The sequence below is a fragment of the Aquirufa esocilacus genome (genome assembly GCF_042715595.1).
In the GTDB taxonomy this organism is placed as follows: domain Bacteria; phylum Bacteroidota; class Bacteroidia; order Cytophagales; family Spirosomataceae; genus Aquirufa; species Aquirufa esocilacus.
On record NZ_JBBKXX010000001.1, the window covers coordinates 77,038 to 93,672 of the forward strand.

The 16,635-nt window shown below is 35.4% G+C and carries 13 protein-coding genes; 2 read left to right on the forward strand and 11 right to left on the reverse strand.

Annotated features, from left to right (window positions below):
- Positions 1 to 7 precede the first annotated feature (7 nt).
- From SKC37_RS00330 to SKC37_RS00350, 5 genes are read right to left on the reverse strand one after another with little or no spacing between them, the layout of a single operon-like run.
- Positions 8 to 802 (reverse strand): serine/threonine protein kinase, encoded by a 795-nt coding sequence (locus SKC37_RS00330; protein ID WP_377979553.1) that lies wholly within the window; start codon positions 800 to 802, stop codon positions 8 to 10.
- A gap of 51 nt (positions 803 to 853) precedes the next feature.
- Positions 854 to 2,182, reverse strand: coding sequence for a Stp1/IreP family PP2C-type Ser/Thr phosphatase (locus SKC37_RS00335; RefSeq protein ID WP_377979554.1), 1,329 nt, complete (start codon positions 2,180 to 2,182; stop codon positions 854 to 856).
- A gap of 5 nt (positions 2,183 to 2,187) precedes the next feature.
- The gene (locus SKC37_RS00340; protein ID WP_377979555.1) at positions 2,188 to 3,720 is read right to left on the reverse strand and encodes an FHA domain-containing protein; all 1,533 of its coding nucleotides are present in this window, start codon (positions 3,718 to 3,720) and stop codon (positions 2,188 to 2,190) included.
- Between the two features lie 6 nt (positions 3,721 to 3,726).
- Positions 3,727 to 4,386, reverse strand: coding sequence for an FHA domain-containing protein (locus tag SKC37_RS00345; protein WP_377979556.1), 660 nt, complete (start codon positions 4,384 to 4,386; stop codon positions 3,727 to 3,729).
- Between the two features lie 31 nt (positions 4,387 to 4,417).
- On the reverse strand, positions 4,418 to 4,933 hold the full coding sequence (locus SKC37_RS00350) for an FHA domain-containing protein (protein WP_377979557.1): 516 nt from the start codon (positions 4,931 to 4,933) through the stop codon (positions 4,418 to 4,420).
- A gap of 463 nt (positions 4,934 to 5,396) precedes the next feature.
- Between SKC37_RS00350 and SKC37_RS00355 the strand changes: the two genes are divergently transcribed.
- Together SKC37_RS00355 and SKC37_RS00360 are read left to right on the forward strand one after the other, a co-directional pair.
- Positions 5,397 to 7,238 carry a hypothetical protein gene (locus SKC37_RS00355; RefSeq protein WP_377979558.1) on the forward strand — a complete coding sequence of 614 codons (1,842 nt, stop codon included), beginning with the start codon at positions 5,397 to 5,399 and terminating at the stop codon, positions 7,236 to 7,238.
- 4 nt (positions 7,239 to 7,242) lie between these two features.
- A complete protein-coding gene (locus SKC37_RS00360) occupies positions 7,243 to 9,828 on the forward strand; it encodes a fibronectin type III domain-containing protein (protein WP_377979559.1) in 2,586 nt (861 codons plus the stop codon).
- 216 nt (positions 9,829 to 10,044) lie between these two features.
- Here the strand turns inward: SKC37_RS00360 and SKC37_RS00365 are convergent, their stop codons facing one another.
- Genes SKC37_RS00365 through SKC37_RS00390 form a run of 6 tightly spaced genes read right to left on the reverse strand, consistent with a single transcriptional unit; the run spans position 10,045 to position 16,533 of the window.
- Positions 10,045 to 12,249: a phosphodiester glycosidase family protein gene (locus SKC37_RS00365; protein ID WP_377979560.1), complete on the reverse strand. Its 2,205-nt coding sequence runs from the start codon at positions 12,247 to 12,249 to the stop codon at positions 10,045 to 10,047.
- A 35-nt stretch (positions 12,250 to 12,284) separates the two neighbouring features.
- Positions 12,285 to 13,115 (reverse strand): LamG domain-containing protein, encoded by an 831-nt coding sequence (locus SKC37_RS00370; protein ID WP_377979561.1) that lies wholly within the window; start codon positions 13,113 to 13,115, stop codon positions 12,285 to 12,287.
- On the reverse strand, positions 13,108 to 13,977 hold the full coding sequence (locus SKC37_RS00375) for a hypothetical protein (protein WP_377979562.1): 870 nt from the start codon (positions 13,975 to 13,977) through the stop codon (positions 13,108 to 13,110). Before SKC37_RS00375 ends, SKC37_RS00370 begins: the two co-directional genes overlap by 8 nt.
- 19 nt (positions 13,978 to 13,996) lie before the next feature.
- Complete coding sequence (locus SKC37_RS00380) at positions 13,997 to 14,872, reverse strand: hypothetical protein (RefSeq protein WP_377979563.1); 876 nt, start codon at positions 14,870 to 14,872, stop codon at positions 13,997 to 13,999.
- A gap of 12 nt (positions 14,873 to 14,884) precedes the next feature.
- Positions 14,885 to 15,757: a hypothetical protein gene (locus SKC37_RS00385; protein ID WP_377979564.1), complete on the reverse strand. Its 873-nt coding sequence runs from the start codon at positions 15,755 to 15,757 to the stop codon at positions 14,885 to 14,887.
- Entirely contained in the window at positions 15,754 to 16,533 is a 780-nt protein-coding gene (locus tag SKC37_RS00390; protein WP_377979565.1) for a hypothetical protein, read from the reverse strand. Before SKC37_RS00390 ends, SKC37_RS00385 begins: the two co-directional genes overlap by 4 nt.
- Positions 16,534 to 16,635 lie beyond the last annotated feature (102 nt).

The window sequence follows — 16,635 nt, forward strand, 5'->3', positions numbered from 1 at the left end:
TATCAAATTATAAAAGTGAAACGAGTGCTTTTTTGAATTCTAGGCAATTTGGAAAACGATAAGCGGTATTTGTTATGGTTGCTTTACTGATAATATTGGCTATGTTAACCGAGAAATTTTTCGAATTGATTCCAATTAAGTCGCCTTTTAATTTCTTGGAAAAAACCTCTTCTATTCCCAAACTTGGATCATAGGGAACTTTGGCTTTCAACAAGAAATAGAAAGTTAATCCCAGAGAATAGATGTCAGAAAGTTGGGTGACATTCGCGTTATTAACCTGTTCTGGACTCATATAGTAGGGGCTTCCTACAAACATAGCATGATTAACTTGGCCTGATTCACGGGAAATGCCAAAATCAATCACTTTTACAAGTCCGTTTTTATTAATCATGATGTTAGCCGGTTTTAAATCGAGATGTAGCACCGGCTTGGTTTGCGAATGAGAATACGAGATGGCATCCACAATCTGAATCATAATTTGAATGGCTAATTTCTCTGGTATCCCCATCGGATAATGATTCTTAACATATTCATCTAAAGTAAGCCCTTCAATATACTCCATCACCAAGTAAGGAGGATTCAAATTGTAATCTTTGAGTTTTACGATATTATGATGATTCAAATAGAGGTATTTATTCGCCTCTTCTTTGAATTTTTCTACCGCTACAGAATTGCCATGAAATGATTGCCTTAATACTTTGATTGCCACTGGATATCCAGAATGCGTATCAACTGCAAGGTATACAATCCCGGAAGCTCCTTCACTTAGCGTTTGAATGGTATCGTACTGTCCTAATCTCATTGGGTTTACTTAAACTAAATTTCAATTTATTACTTCTGGAGAAAATCAATTTTATTTCTTTTTTTTCTTCTTTTTTGGAAGTACTTTATTTTTTTTAGAAGTGTCAGTTTCACCTATTTTCTTAGGAATTACTACGGTTACTTTTGGATCGGCTGAACCTTTTTTTGTGGTGTCGGAAGAATTTTTTTGCACCACATCCGTTTTCTTTTTAACAACAGGTTTTACTTTTGGGGGTGTATTATTAGACTGACGCGATTGTTTGATTTTTGCCTTTAATAGTTCTGATAAAACAAACCTCTTATGGACAGAATCATACTTAGCTATTACATTCGATTTTTTCAATTCTTTGTAATTCTGGTCTTCTAGTAAGTCCTTATAGCGTTCTTCCTCATTTGTGAAGTGAAGTACGTTTTCTAAGCTATCTTCACTTATCGAATTTTTTAATTTAGTGTTGCTTGTGCCTTTTCTTTGTGATGGGGTAGCCATTTCTTTTTCATCTCCACTACCGCCGAAAAATTGATTCTGGATCAAATTTAGTCCAAAAAAGGAAAGAACGATTAAGCCTACAAAACCTGCCGCTATTGATAGCATCAAAGTTTGATTCGATTTCGATTCTTTTATTTGTTTATGCGGACTTTCCACTACATCAATTACCTGAACGGTAATATTATCGTGGCCGCCACCTTGTTTAGCCAAGTTGATTAATTGCTTGGCGCAAGTTTTAGGGTCAGTTTGGGTTACTAAGGTTGATTCAAAAACCTCATGACTTATCAAACCAGATAGCCCATCTGAACAAAGTACTAAGCGATCTCCTTTTACGGCCTTGATATTTTTCGAAATAGACGGTTCTTCGTTTTCGCGTATACCTAATGCCTTGGTGATTTCGTTTTTTCGCGGATGGTGTTCCGCCTGACTTGCTGAAATTAATCCTTGGTCCACCATACCTTGAACGACAGAGTGGTCTTTAGTGATTTGAGCAAGTTGATTATTGTGCAATAGGTAAGCACGACTATCTCCAATGTGTCCAATGTGAACTTCGTCTTGGTATTGCAACATGACCACCGCCGTAGTTCCCATACCTTTGCTAGTTGGGCTAACCTTACTCTCAAAGTAAATTTGTTGGTTGGCAAACTTAATGGCATTAACTAACGCTATGGTCGTATTTTCAATAGGTTTTGTTGTCAAATACTCTGAAATAAAGCGAACCGCAGCTTCAGAGGCCTTATCCCCACTGTCATGACCACCCATGCCATCGCATACAATGTAGGCGATGCAATCCGAATTGATTCTAACGACTAACTCGCGATCTTCATTAAGCTGGCGAACAAGCCCTACATCACTTAATGAAGCATGATTGAATATATATTTCGTATTTGACATCGTCTTTAAATATTGAATTTAAGTTTTACATCCCCTAATTGAATAAGGTCACCATTCACAAGGGGAGAAAAATCAATTTTCTGCCCATTGATAAGTACTCCATTAGAACTACCTAAATCTTGGATGATAAATTTGCCATCTGGCATGAATTTAATCGACGCATGTTTTCTAGAAACTGACGCGATGTTAATTTGGAAGTTATTTGATTCTTTATCACGACCAATAGTAAAGGTAGATTTGTCTATATAGAATTCTCCTCGATTACCATTGTGATCATAAGTGATACGCGGAAATGCATTTTTCTTTTTCATTAATGCATCCAAACGTTCTTGTTCTTGTTGTTCCAAAAGTTCCGCTTTTTGTCTAGCGATCTTTTCTTCTGTTTCACGCTGTTTGTCCAAGATGTTATTGATCTCTTGCTTGTGCAGATAATCTTTCTCTTGAATCTCTTGCAATCTTTGGGCTTTTTTCTCTTGATTGTTCTTGATGAACCTCATAGCGCCCCAGACAGATAGGCCGATAGCAAGTAGGATACCTAGGAATAAAAGTACATTGGCTTTGATCCAATCAATTAGATTAAAAGGGTAACTGACAGCGGTAGTGTGGACCTTAACGTTATCCAGGTAGATTCCAATTTCATTTTCAGCACCTGTTTTTGTCAGGTTAGAACTATAGGTAATGTTGTAATATTTACCTGCGGAATTTTGGATCATATCTTCGAAAAAGCGACCAATTTTGTCAGAAGTTTCAAAGATGTTATTGCTTTTGCTTACGTAATACTGCCCATTAGTAACCTTGCAAATTTCATTTTCAGTGACAGGTTGATAACGAGCTGCTCCCATATTATAACCGATGGCATAGATGGGAATATCCATGTTTTGGCTTAAATCGGTAATCTCTTTGATGGTTTTTTGACTGGCAATATTGGGTAAGTCATCAGACAACAATAAGATGTTTTTGCTGGAGGCATCTTTTGATTTACCCAGGAACTGTAGTGCTTCATCAATCGCGAAATAGATATCAGACCCTTTCTGAAGATTTGGAAGAGATGACTTAGGTTTAATTTGGTTTACTAGTCTAAGAATATCCTGCTCATTATTGCTTGGATTTGTATCCTCTAAAAAAAGGTATTTTCCGCCTCTAAACCAATCAAAGGTCGCTACATAAACTTTGTCATTCGGATTGATTTTTCCTGAAAGACCCATGGAAAGTACCGTCTTAAAAAAGGCTCTTTCTTGGACCCCTTTAGGCAAATAATGGTTTTCAATTAAAATCAAAACTGTCTTACTTGATGCCTTTTTAGCTTGAGCAGGGGCACCAATTTCAACAATGGATTTAATTTGAACTTTCTTGTCGTTTTCTCTAATTGAAAATGAGCTCGTATCGATAGGGTAGATCGATCTATTCCAGACTGTTGAGGTAACAGATGGGAATTTTTTGAAATCAAATGATTCTTGATTGAAATCAAATTTTTGAGCATAAGAAAATAAGAGCACCCCTTGAAAAAGTAATGCTAAAATCCATTTTGACTTGTTCATAGTTTGTTAAATTGCTGTTCTAAACTTCAATATGGTAGACCCGATTTTGATTTTATCACCATCTTTTAATTCATATGGGATTCCAATTTCGATGTCCTCATCGTTAATGAAAGTACCATTCGCGGTCATTTCATCTTTTAAATAAAAGCGCTCTTTTCTGCAAAGTAAAGAAACATGCTTACTAGAAATGCTCTTGTCCTCCGTAATTGAAATGGTATTTTCAGGATCACGTCCGATCGTGTTCGTGCCCTCATAGATTCTAAAATCTACACCCATCGGGTCCAAAGTATAGGAAATTAACCAGGCTGTAATTTTGCGTGATGGACGCGCACTTCCTTCTCCAAAAGTTCCATCAGCAGAATCCTCATCCGTCTGGATAAAGGTACGATTCAGATCTCTTGGTTTTCCAAATGACTCGCCTGCTGGGGAAGCTTGTGCTCCAAAAAGCTGTGTCGCATCCAAATTGCCGCCACCATCATTGCCGCCTGTGATTTGAGTTTTGTTTAAATCAGTTCCCCCACTACCATTATTCGGTGTAGTAATGGATGTTTTGTCTAAGTTATTTGACTGTGTTATACTTGTCGCATTTCCACTAGGGCAATAAGGACAAGCTGACTGTGTATCTGGATATAAGTGTCCATTAGGACATTTAGTGTAGTTGCTCATGTTATGGATATGATTTTATATTAAGGTATAATTACATTGAAGCTAAAATAGCTCCAGCAAAAATTAGGAAGATTAAGCCATATACAATGGTTATAATCAGTATCCACCAAAGCCATGCTTTGGCAAAATTCTTTGTTATAATATTACTAGGCTCATCTTTGTTAGCCCAAATAATCGCCATAATTAGGTTGACAAGTGGAATGGCTAATAAGAGAAAATAAATCATAAAATCACCTACACTAGGCACCTCAATATAGGAGCTTTGGTCATTTGATGGCATATTTGATGGTGATGATGATCTGCCACTAAAATCTACATAGTTCATCCAAGGTACAAGAGCATTTCCTGCTTTGACAATATCATATTGGTTTAATGTCTGTGTGCCAAAAACCTTGGATCCGTTAACAAAGGTCCCATTGGTTGACCCTAAATCGGTGATCGTGATTTGTCCATTTTGATGGTCAATTTTAGCGTGCATTTTAGATACACTAGAGTCACTAATTACAATGTCACATGTATTTAATCTGCCAATTGAGAATGCTTGCATATTCGTAATATTAGGTTTAACGTAATTATTTTAATTACAAATAAGGTTTTTCAGCGTGGTAAAAACAATCCTTTTTTATTTAACGGTCAAATTATTTAAAGTGATTTTGCTGATTAAGCTATAAGGCTTGAATTTAATGACCGTTAAATAATTTTTTGGGAGTGTTTACTAGATTGATAATTATCTTTACTTTTTACATATGCTAATTCCAATGTCATCAAGTCGTATAGTAGGTCAGCTTTTTATAGTCATCTTGCTTCTATTAGTTAAAGCATCCCCGGTCGTTGCCCAAGGAGATTTTGTGGACCTATATACTTTTCGCCATAATTCAATTTATAGTATTACAATTAAGGTTAAGAAAAGTAAAGTAAAGTGTGAGGAGGCAAATGATACGAGGAGACTAAATAATAAGATTCAAATAAGCAATTCTGTATCCTTAGAATCGGAGATAAATTCAGGGAGATTGAATAAGTGGTTATCCTGGAAATTTGAAGTTACCACTTGTGATGGAAAGCGTAAGATCATTACTCGTTCAATTGATTTAACAAACTATTCTAGTGAGGGAGACAATGATTTAGCAGATTTCTCATTTGAGGGAAAGGAGTTTAAGATTATTGAAACTTCGGTTAAAAATCAACCCAGCTTTGACAAAGATATTGATGTCGTAGATCCGAACATTGCCCCGACCTCTATAACTGGTCCTACCGAAGCATATGCTGGTGATGACATAATACTTGTCGCCGAGGGAGGCAAAATTGTAACTGCTGGATCTAAGTATGTTTGGACAGAGGGGAGTGTTAATGGTAAGGTTATTGCTGGCGCAGAAACGAGTACTCTAAAAATAAAGGCAGCTAATAATACCAAAAAATACTTTGTTTATATAACTGGTAATAAAACAGATTATGCCTCAACCGAGGTTAAAATCCTGACAATTTCAAGAAAGGCAGATCGAATCAATGGTCCTGCATTTGTTTGTAACAATACAACAAAAAAGATTTCACTAGAAGTTATTGGTGGAGGCTTAGGCGAGACTCCATCTGGAGGAAAAGCGGAATGGGTTTGGCGTATCAATTCTGAGACTGGCCCCATTATAGAACGTGGTCAGCGAATTTCTATAGACCAACCTGTTACACCGACTACTTATTTTGTCGCACCTGAGGGAGTTAACGAGGTGGGAAGTATAAGTCATCAAATTGAAGTAGTAGCACCCACGGACTTTTCAAAAGCGACGATCATTACAAGTATGACCAAAATTTGTCAAGGTCAAAATGTGAATTTAGAACTGCAAGGAGCTAATTTAAATGCAAGCTCAAAAATAAATTGGTACGAAACGAATGGAGATCATTTCAAGAAAATTATTTCTAATAGTCTTTCGTTCTCTTTTACTCCTCAGAAAACGTCAACTTATGGTGTTTATGTAACGGACCAGTGCGTGACAACGCCAGAACTTCAAACCATCATTACTGTTGTAGAGAATTCTATTTTGCCAGACGAAATCACACTTGATACAAGTAGTAAAGGCAGAGTAGTTAAACTGTCTATTAATACTACTAAAGCGAAATTGAATAATAATTCGAATTGGATTTGGTATATATCTAATGAGGTGACCAAATATGACGATTCAAATAAACCTGTAGGTGCACAGATTCTAAATTCAGGTTCAACAAATATTAATTTTAATGCAATAAAAGCAAAAACGATTGCTGTGAAAGCTTTTGGCGAGTGCGAATCAAATGAGCAAGTAACGTTATCAGTTCCTAGAAAATTAGATAAGTATTTCTTCTTCACTATCGGGGCAAGTTCTAACGAAATGGGGAATCTAGCAACAAAGGTAATTACGGTAGGTTCTCATCGAGTGTATTTGCGAACAAGACAATCCTTGAATGCGACGGCTATTGGTGATTATAAGACTAATTCTTTTGTCACGGATGGTAAATCCATCACTAATTTCCCTGCGAACTCTGGCAATTATTATTCCTTTAATGGTGAAAAAGTAAATGTTCGTTCATCGTATACTTTAGGATTCTTTTTGAATCAAAACGATGTCAAAGTTTACTTAGGAGGTGGAATTGGTTCTCAATCTTACTACAACGGGGTTGATATATCTTCGTATCAAAATGGGACCTCTCCTACAAAATCGTGGGCACAGAATGTGAATTACAATAATTCAGGAGCTGAGTTAGAGGCTGGTGTTTCGGTTAAGTTAAAGCCATTCTATATGATGGCAGGAGCAAGTTATCTGATGGGTTCTGCTCCATCAAAAGGATATATTTCAGTTGATTTAAATGTCGGATTTGCTTTTTAGGATTATGAAGAATCTCAAATATACATTCTTATTGGTTTTTGTGATTTTGTCCTGTACAAGATTTGAAGATCCTACCATAGGTTTAAGTAATAAGGTTGAATTGACGACGAGTAAAGTAACCGTCATTTCATCAGATACAGCCTTGTTCGAGGGGAATATTCTAAAAGACGGTAATGATGGAATTACAGAGCGCGGATTTGCTTACCATACTGCTGCTAAACCTAAGGTTACCAACAAAACAACTAAGTCAGGCCTAGGAATTGGTTTTTTCTCTGCTAAAGCCACTGATTTATTACCCAATACTCAATATTTTGTTGCAGCGTATGCCATCAACAAATCGGGTTCTGTTTATGGGACGGACTTAAGTTTCAATACCCCAAAAAGTGCCCCTCGACTTTCACCTACGGTTATAGCCTCCTTTACTCCTTATAGTGCAGTCATCACTTCGAGCATCACATTGGATGGCGGAAGTCCTATTACTGAACGAGGAATATGCTGGAGTACTACGGCTGGAGCTAAGATCACGAACAACAAAGTTGTTTCAGGGAGCACGACAAATGCCTACGATACCCCTATCGCAAACTTAAATCCAGGTTCTACGTATTATGTGCGTTCCTATGCCTTAAATGCAGTAGGAGTTGGTTATGGTCAAGAGATTACTTTGAAGACCTTGGATATTAAGTTGCCAAGCACCGATCCGAATTGCTTACCAGCGACAGCTATAACATATACCGAAGCCACCGTAAATGCCAATATTACCAATACGGGATTATCTACTAAACTTGAAACCGGTATCATTTTAAGTACATCTTCAATTGCAGCAGATCTAACATATAATAATGCGAAATCTCAAACAGTTAAATCTACTTTAACAACCTCAGGTAAGATAAGCATGACGTTTAGTAGTCTGACTGTAGGTACTAAATACTATTATGTTTCTTATGCAAAGAATGAGGCTGGTACTAGTTATAGCCCTATTTGTTCATTTAGTACACTTGATTACTCAGCTCCTACAGTAGATCAAACCTGTGTGGCGGCATCTAGTGTAGGTGTGGATGTGGCTACTATCTCTGGAAATGTAACGGCAGATGGAGGAATACCGACATTAGAAAAGGGATTCATATTTAATACAGCTAATGTAAATTTATCTTACAAAAACTCAGGTTCTCAAACCATCATAAGTACCTCTACGGTCAAAGGATCTTACAGTTTCGTTATCTCTTCACTGAAGCCTAAAACGAAGTATTACTATGTAGCCTACAGTAAAAATACCAAAGGGACTACTTATGGGCCGGTTTGTGATTTCACAACGAATGATTATGCTGCGCCTACAGTTAATGTAGCTTGTATCACTCCGACTGATATTACGAAGACTTCTGCCAAAATTTATGGTGAAGTGACAAATGAAGGAGGAGATGTTAATTTGGAAAAAGGATTTGTGTATGGAACATCCTCAACATTAACCTATACAAAGGGAGGAACAAATACATTAGTTAGCTCAGGTATTGGAAAAGGCGCCTTTAGTTTTGTTATATCAAACTTAAGTACTGGCACAACCTATTTTTATAAAACGTATGCAATCAATACAACAGGTAATTTAGTCTATGGACCGCTTTGTCAGTTCACGACTGTGGGTCCAGATGTTCCAGTGGTGGGAGCAACCTGTGTAACGCCATCTGCTATTAATTTTACTGATGCAACATTAATTGGAAATCTAGATAGCTGGGGTACTGATAATTATAGTAATTCGCGAGAAAGAGGGGCTATTTGGTCTACATCCTTAGCGAATATATCGGCAGCGACACCTACCGGCACTAAAAATACGTCTACCTGGGGTGGTTCCGGTTTAGGCCAATTCCAAGTATATATGCCAACATTGACGGCAGGAACTACCTACTATTACCGTATTTATGCGAAGAGTTCAGCAGGTACGGCCTATGGTCCTGTATGTAGTTTGGTCACAGATTCCTATACTCTGCCTACATTCAGTCAGACCTGTACATCTGCTAGTAGTATTCTAGGAAGTTCTGCGTTAGTTTCAGCAACTGTAACAAATGATGGCGGAAGCGTGACTGCTAGTGGATTCTTGTATTCCACATCTTCGTCTTCTTCTACTCTAGTAGTAACCAATACGAATACTTCTATGGTTAGTGCTTCAATTAATTCAAATAGGTTGGCTGCGACATTAACTGGCCTAAATAGAAATACTTTGTATTACTACCGCGCGTATATAACGGGGCCGTCAGGAACAGGTTATGGGCCTATTTGTAGCTTTACAACAACAAATGCTGTGGTTGTCCCAACGGTTGTTACAAGCCCAGCCACCAACGTTGTAATAGGGTCGGCTAATATAAATGGTTCTATTTCTAGTGACGGTGGAGGTACGATAACTGCCAAAGGGTTTGAGTGGTCAACGGGTAATAGTTTTAATTATAACTCCCCTGCTGTAGGATATTCGACAACAACTGGAACTACATTTTCGAGAACTTTGACAACTCCAAGTAGGCAATTTATTGTATACTATAGAGCATTTGCGACTAATAGCGCTGGCACAGGATATGGAATTGTACGAGAATTCACGTTCCCGTAAATAGGAAGATCTATATAAAGGATTCAATCATTTCTATAATAGTTAGTCTCATTAAGTCGTTTGATACTAATAGTAGAATAGATTACCTCTCAGATATGCACCGCTTATATAATTAATATAAAATTGTGTAAGCGGTGTTTGCTAGGTGTAAAATTGTATGGCTCTCCATTTCCCAGGTTATAAAAAATGGTTTTAACTCGTATCTCTAGGATAGGTTTATTTCTTCTCTGTAACCAAAAGCTTAGGTCCCAGTTCTCCACTTAAGTCTCTCGTTTTCTCTCCCTTAACGTACATCTTAGAAATGGCTCCGTCGAGGTATAAGGCATTATCGCAACCTAATATTGATTTGAATAATAAGGCGAAGTCATAAAAATTGACTTTGGTATCAGATATGACCATAACAACAAGTGGGCGCTTCCATTTTTTAGAAATTCCTACTCCATTTCTGATGTTTAAATTAGTAGAGTTAAATAAAAATTGAGAATTAATTACATTATTCTTAACCAACATTGGCCCAGATTGCGTGGCAAAATTAAGGTTACTTGATTCCTGGGACTTTTTCAGTTTGCCTGTTTCAAATTTTGTATTGAATGTTTTTGTATCTAAAATACCAAATTGACCTTTGGTGTCTTGGTAAAATAGTCCATTAGGTTGCATGTAAAAATTACCTGAACCTTTATCAATTAAATCGATCGGATGTTTTTGGATTTTATTTTCTATTAATAATCCTTTGGCTGCCCCATTTAACTCATACATACCTGCATTAACAACAGCATAGGGCTTTATTTTTTTCTCTTTATAAAAGTGCTGCCAAGAATCACCTAGAGGAGCCAAATCTCCTGTTCCATTATTATGTAAATGGATATCATTTTTTGTTGGATCAACTAGTAGAATTCTAAATTTAGAATGACCAAATTCAAGCGAAACTAATAAGGGTAATTGGTCTTTTGAGTTCAAGAAATTGCCTAATTGATTCTCTAAAACTTGAATCGCTTTGTTTATTGAACTAGGTTTATTGGAACTATATGTCTTCAAGAAGCCAATAAATTCAGCCTTTTGGGTTCCTATTCTTGTTTGGTTGCTATTTATAAGAGAGGCTAGTTTTACAATTTTGCTTGTTTCTTCGACGCTTAATGGCTTCTTCTCGCCATATATTTCAACAAATATATTGTCTAAAAGTTGAGCATTTTTTAATGTTAAATTCTCTGTTTCCTTTTTGATCTGATTTAAATCGGTGGTTTTCTCTTTTATATCTTTTTCTAAATTAGCGATTTGTTCTAGTTTGATTTCTAATGATCTTATTGATTCATTTAACGATTTATTGTCTGATAAATCATTTTTACTGGAATTGTGAGGTAGTATATTTGATTGAGTTAGAATAAACTCTTTACCACCAAAGTGTTCAATAAGTGCCTCAATATTTGAAGATTTATTTTGAGGCGTATTTAAGGTTAAGCTATAATTGGTTGCTTTATCGAACCAGGTGATGTACTTATCCTCTAAACTTGGACCATTCACACTGTTTACTGCGGAAATTTTACCAGCTGCTGAATAAAGGATATCCTCATTCTTCATCGTATTTTTCTTACTTCCTGATTTAAGGAGAGTTGGAGTGAAGTCATTGTTGATTACTATATAATCTTCGCTAGAATTAAAATCTAGGTTTTTCTTCCCTTGATTAAACTTGATTTTTCTTAAATCCTTTATGGTTAGCTTATAAGGTTTTTTATTCCAGCTTATTTGAAATTCTTTGATGGTATCTTTTGATGAAATGAGTTTAGCCAAAAGCTCTTTTTCTTTTTCTTCTTTTTCCTTTGATTTAATCTTTTCCAGTTCATTAATAAAACGCTCTTTTTTGGCGATATCTTCTCTATTAGTCTTTATGCCGGCATCGTTTTTAGCATATTCTAAAATCTTTTTGAAGATGGTAGAAATATTTTTGTTTCCAGATGTTTGAGTCGTTTTATCATCTGAAGCTAATTTTTGAAGCGAGGAGACTAAAGAAGTACTGTCTTTTTTGATTTCCTCATCCAGCTGCTGCATTTCGATTTTAACTGTTGCGATTCTACTGGAATCGGCTTTTAGCTTTTCTAATAATGTCAAATTCTCAATAACATCTTTGTAGTTTTTGTCGATGATTTTTTGAAATGCAGCACTAAAACTTTCATTTTCTTGATTGACATTTTCTTCCTCTGTAGTTTCTTTTTTTACAATGGCGCTTGATTTGATTTTTACAGAGTCTTTATTTTCTGAAAGGAGAATTTTATTAGTAGCAGTAGTAAGTGAATCATTTTTAACTACTTTTTTAGGAAGTAATTGAGCATTGTCAACCTTTGTTGTATCTAGGTCATTTCCTGCCACTTTCACCGTGGTTAAAAATAGAAATGGTATAAATATTAAAAACTTGATTGTGTTTTTCATGTTGCTCAAATTAGGATGTAATAACTAGGTTTTTATTACTCTTCGGAGGTCTTGAATTGTTTTCCTATATTATTGATTCTCTTTCTGATTCCGTTGTCAAAACTCTCTAAAGATGTCTCAGTATATATGTTATAAATTTCTAATTCAGATAAGGTTCTATTATAAATTCGAATGTCATCTAAAGCTCCTCTAAAATCGTCTGTAATTCCCGGATTATCTCTTCCTATGTATAGGGGGCTAGAATTTGGTGTTAGCGCAGAATTAAAGGGAAATTGAACTGTTTTAATGCCATCATAAAACGTGATAACTTCATCTCCATTGAATGTGATTGCATAGAAATGCCATGTATCTGGCTCAAATTTGTGGGACATGAATTCAGTGTCGCAGAAAATGGCTTCAGAATTTAGCGACACGACGCTATACCCTTGTGCAATATCTGGGCTACAGGTGCTGAGCTGGGATTTATAGTTTTGAGATACCTGAAATCTATACTGAGGATTCAAACTTGTTTCTTCTGGCTCATTTCCTTTGCAAATCATCGTTAGCCAATAATTTGAATAACTATGTGATTTTAATTTAAACCAGCCTGCAATGGTAATTTGCGTTTCTGGGGATTCCAAAGTGGGGGAACTTGGAATCTCGATAAAAGAATTCCCATTTCCTGAAAAGTAAAATGCTCCATTTTTATTCCCAAAACGATCTTCAACCGGCTCAAGAAATCCAATAATTCTACCATGATTACCATTGGGGGAATCATCATTAACATCGCCATTAAATTTATAATGGGCGATTGGTGACATATTTTGAGCTTGGCTCGCAAATGATGTTACTAATACCAATGTGAAAATCAGTGCTATTCTATTCATAGTAGTACACAATAAGATTTGTTGCCTGAGTAATAGGTGCCTTTCCTGAAAAACCTTTTCTCGTATCTACTGCACCTGTAGATTTATAGGTTTCAAATACATCTTGGCAACCTGTATCTAGATTAATCAAGAAAATTAGATTTTCTACATCTTCGTATTCTTGAAGGTATTTCGAAACTTTAAGAGTTGCTTGGTATAGGGTATTGGCACCTGAAAGATTTACCATATAGTGTTTTACATCACCAGAGTCATCTTTCCCGACAGCAAGAAAACGTCTTTCTCTTCTCTCTTGAGAACTATTTGACCCAATAGTTAATTTGTTTCCATAGAAAAATAAGTGTGTTTGAAACACCGTAGCTGAGTTTTCTTGTGCCCATTTAATAAATTCTTGTTTTTGAAATGCATTTCGAATGTCTAGGGTTTTTTTGCCACCTGCTCCTGATACGGTTAAGTCCCCATTTTTTAGATTAGATGCAACCATTCCGCCTGTTGCATATACAATTGCTAATCCATCTAAATTTTCTTTTAAATCGTTGTTCACGACATTTCCATTATCTATGCATAAACCTACTGGTTTTGCGATAGAAGCTTGGCAATCTGTCATATAAGTTCCGCTGGAAATGGCAATAATTTTTTTGCCCCTTTTCCAAGAATTTAGTCTCTCATATACACTTGTCCCATTGTATTCTTTCGCTGCGAAGTATTTTACTTTCACGTGATCTCCTTTGCGAGACATCTTGACAGTTGAATAAAGTTCATTTTGTAGTGAAACTGAACTTGTTGAAACAAAATTTGCATCATATTGTGCAAAAGAAGTTTGGTAAATGAAAAGTACGAATAAGGTCGTAATGATTGTTTTCATGATATATAAAAGTTAATTGTTAATCGACGTAATATACAAGTAAATTAGGGGCACTTTCTAGTGTGATTGTTCCTTTGAATAAGCTTCTATTATCTAATTGATTTTTAGCTTTAAAATGGCCGAAAATATTGTGTATTCCAGAATCTAAATTAATTATAAAATCAATATTTTTAAGATCTTCATAATCACGCAAGAACCCAATTACCAAATCCACCGCACTGTTTATAGTGGAGCTAGTTGGTATATACATCATATAATGGGATTTGTTGCTTGAATCGTCAGTGCCTGATATTAGAAAGCGCCTTGGCCGTGTATCAGTTAAATCTCTGGATGTTAATATTTCATTTTTATATAAAAATAAGTGAGTTTGAAATACAGTTAATTTTTCTGCAATAGCCCACTCGAAAAATTGATTTCTTTGCATAGAATTACTTAAATCAAATTCTATGTTCTTCCCGTTTGAGTTCTTAATATTTAAAACTGCATTTTTTAAGTTATGAACGAAAATTTTACCTGTTTCAGTAATTAGAACTAAGCCATGAAGGTTTCCAAGACTTAAGTTATAATTCAAAACTTGGCCTTTATTAATACACAAGCCAACTGGTCTGATATACTCAGAAAATGGATCACTTACATAGTTTGCTGAAGTGAAAAAAAGTACGTTTTTGTTTTTTGACCAATTTCGAAACTGCTTACTAGCGCTTTCCTCGCCCAAGTACTTATTCGTAAAATAATTTACCTTAATGGCACTATCATTTACTGATAACTTAATGACAGAAATTGATTTGTTGGAATATTGTAATTGGCTTGTAGTTACATATTTTATATTGTTTTGTGCAACTATATGTTGACAAAAAAATACAAGAAAGAAGTAAACCGAATACGTCTTTTTCATTTGAAATAATTGTTAATCGACGTAATACACAATGAGGTTCAATGAATTAGAAATATCTAATCTGCCTTGAAACCCTTTTTTAGTAACCTTGTCACCTTTGGAAGTATAGGATCCAAAAACATCTTGCATTCCAGTGTCTAAATTGATTAAAAAATCAATTTCTGAAAGTTCCTCATATGATTTAAGATAATTGATAGCTTTGCTTGCAGCCTCTTGTAAGGTATTGTCACTTGAAAGATTCACAATATATTGCTTGTATTCTCCCGAATCGTCTTTCCCTGCTGCTAAGAATCGTCGGCCTGCTTTTTTACTATTATTAATGTTGCTAGAGATTTGGTTTTTGTAACAAAATAAATGTGTTTGAAAAACGGTTACTTCCTGTTCTTGAGCCCAGCTTATGAATTGAGTTCTTTGTAGGGTATTGCTCAGATTAAAATTTAGTATTTTCCCATCCCCTTTGTCGATTTGCATCGATTTACTCTTCAAACTATGTACAGAAAGTCTTCCAGATGGATAAGCTATCACGAGCCCATCAAATTTGTCTAATAGAAGCCCATAATTTACAACTCTTCCTTGATCGATACACAAGCCAACCGGTTTTGCTAAATTGATATCGTTATTATCCATATAGGTGCCAGAGGAGTAACTGATGACATTCTTATTCGCTAGCCAGCCAACAAATCTTTTGTGTACGGAGTTATTATTCTGGTCCCTAGCGGCAAAATATTTCACTTTTAATTTCTTATTGAAATTTGATAGTTTAATGACAGAATAATTTTCTCCACCAATATTAACGGTACTGAATTCCGCTTGTTTAGATGGATACTGGCAGTAAACTTGGCTTATCGCGAGTAAATAAAAACTCAGTAATGTAATGTATTTCATTTTTTAGACGACATGAAATGTTTAAAGGTGATTACATAGCAAATTAAAGTGGCTACCAATAAAATAGCGATAATAATTTTTTGCAATAAGGAAGCTTGGTTCCATGATGCTTCGAATAGGTGAGCCCAATTATTGCCAAGGATGTTTTGAATAACCTTCTCTAATGAGGATACTTTTATCGAGACATTATATCTTTTCTCGTTGCATTTTGCTGTCAAGTATCGGTACTGAAAATTGTATTTTGCTTTCGTATTGTTTTCAGAATACTCGCTTAAGTTTTTTGAAATCTTACTTAACCAATAATCATATATACTTTGAAATAAAAGTTGATTTTCATTAATAGTATCTGCTTCGCCGTAAAATTTAAATTTTTCTGCCCATTGTAGTTTGTAATTTAAGCTATCTAAGTTTGAATTACCGGCTTCTGTTGAACTTTGGTTATAAAGACTATCTGTTAATGCAACTGAAATTAGTCCTCGAACTACCATTTTGTCTCCTACTAAAGAATCTAGAACAAGTAAGTCCTTTTGGATGCTTTTTGCATCTTGAAAATTAACAGATTTCAAATATTCTCTATAAGGGAATTGAGTTGTAATGGAGTCTTTATTTACTCCTCTAAGAGCCGAATGAAGGTCAAAACTGCTTTCGCTTGAACTAGTTTTTTCAGTTGGAAGTAGGGCCGGTTTATCATCTACAATACTTGGTGCAATTAATCCGATGATGGTGATAAGAATTGCTAGTAAAATAAAGAATGAGAACTTGTAATTGATTTTCATTTGCCTTGTTTTTAGTCTTAAACTTAAAATTATAAATTTATTAGAAGTGGTCATTCATTTAATTATTTACCGGTTAATTATTTGAAAATCAAATTCAGGATT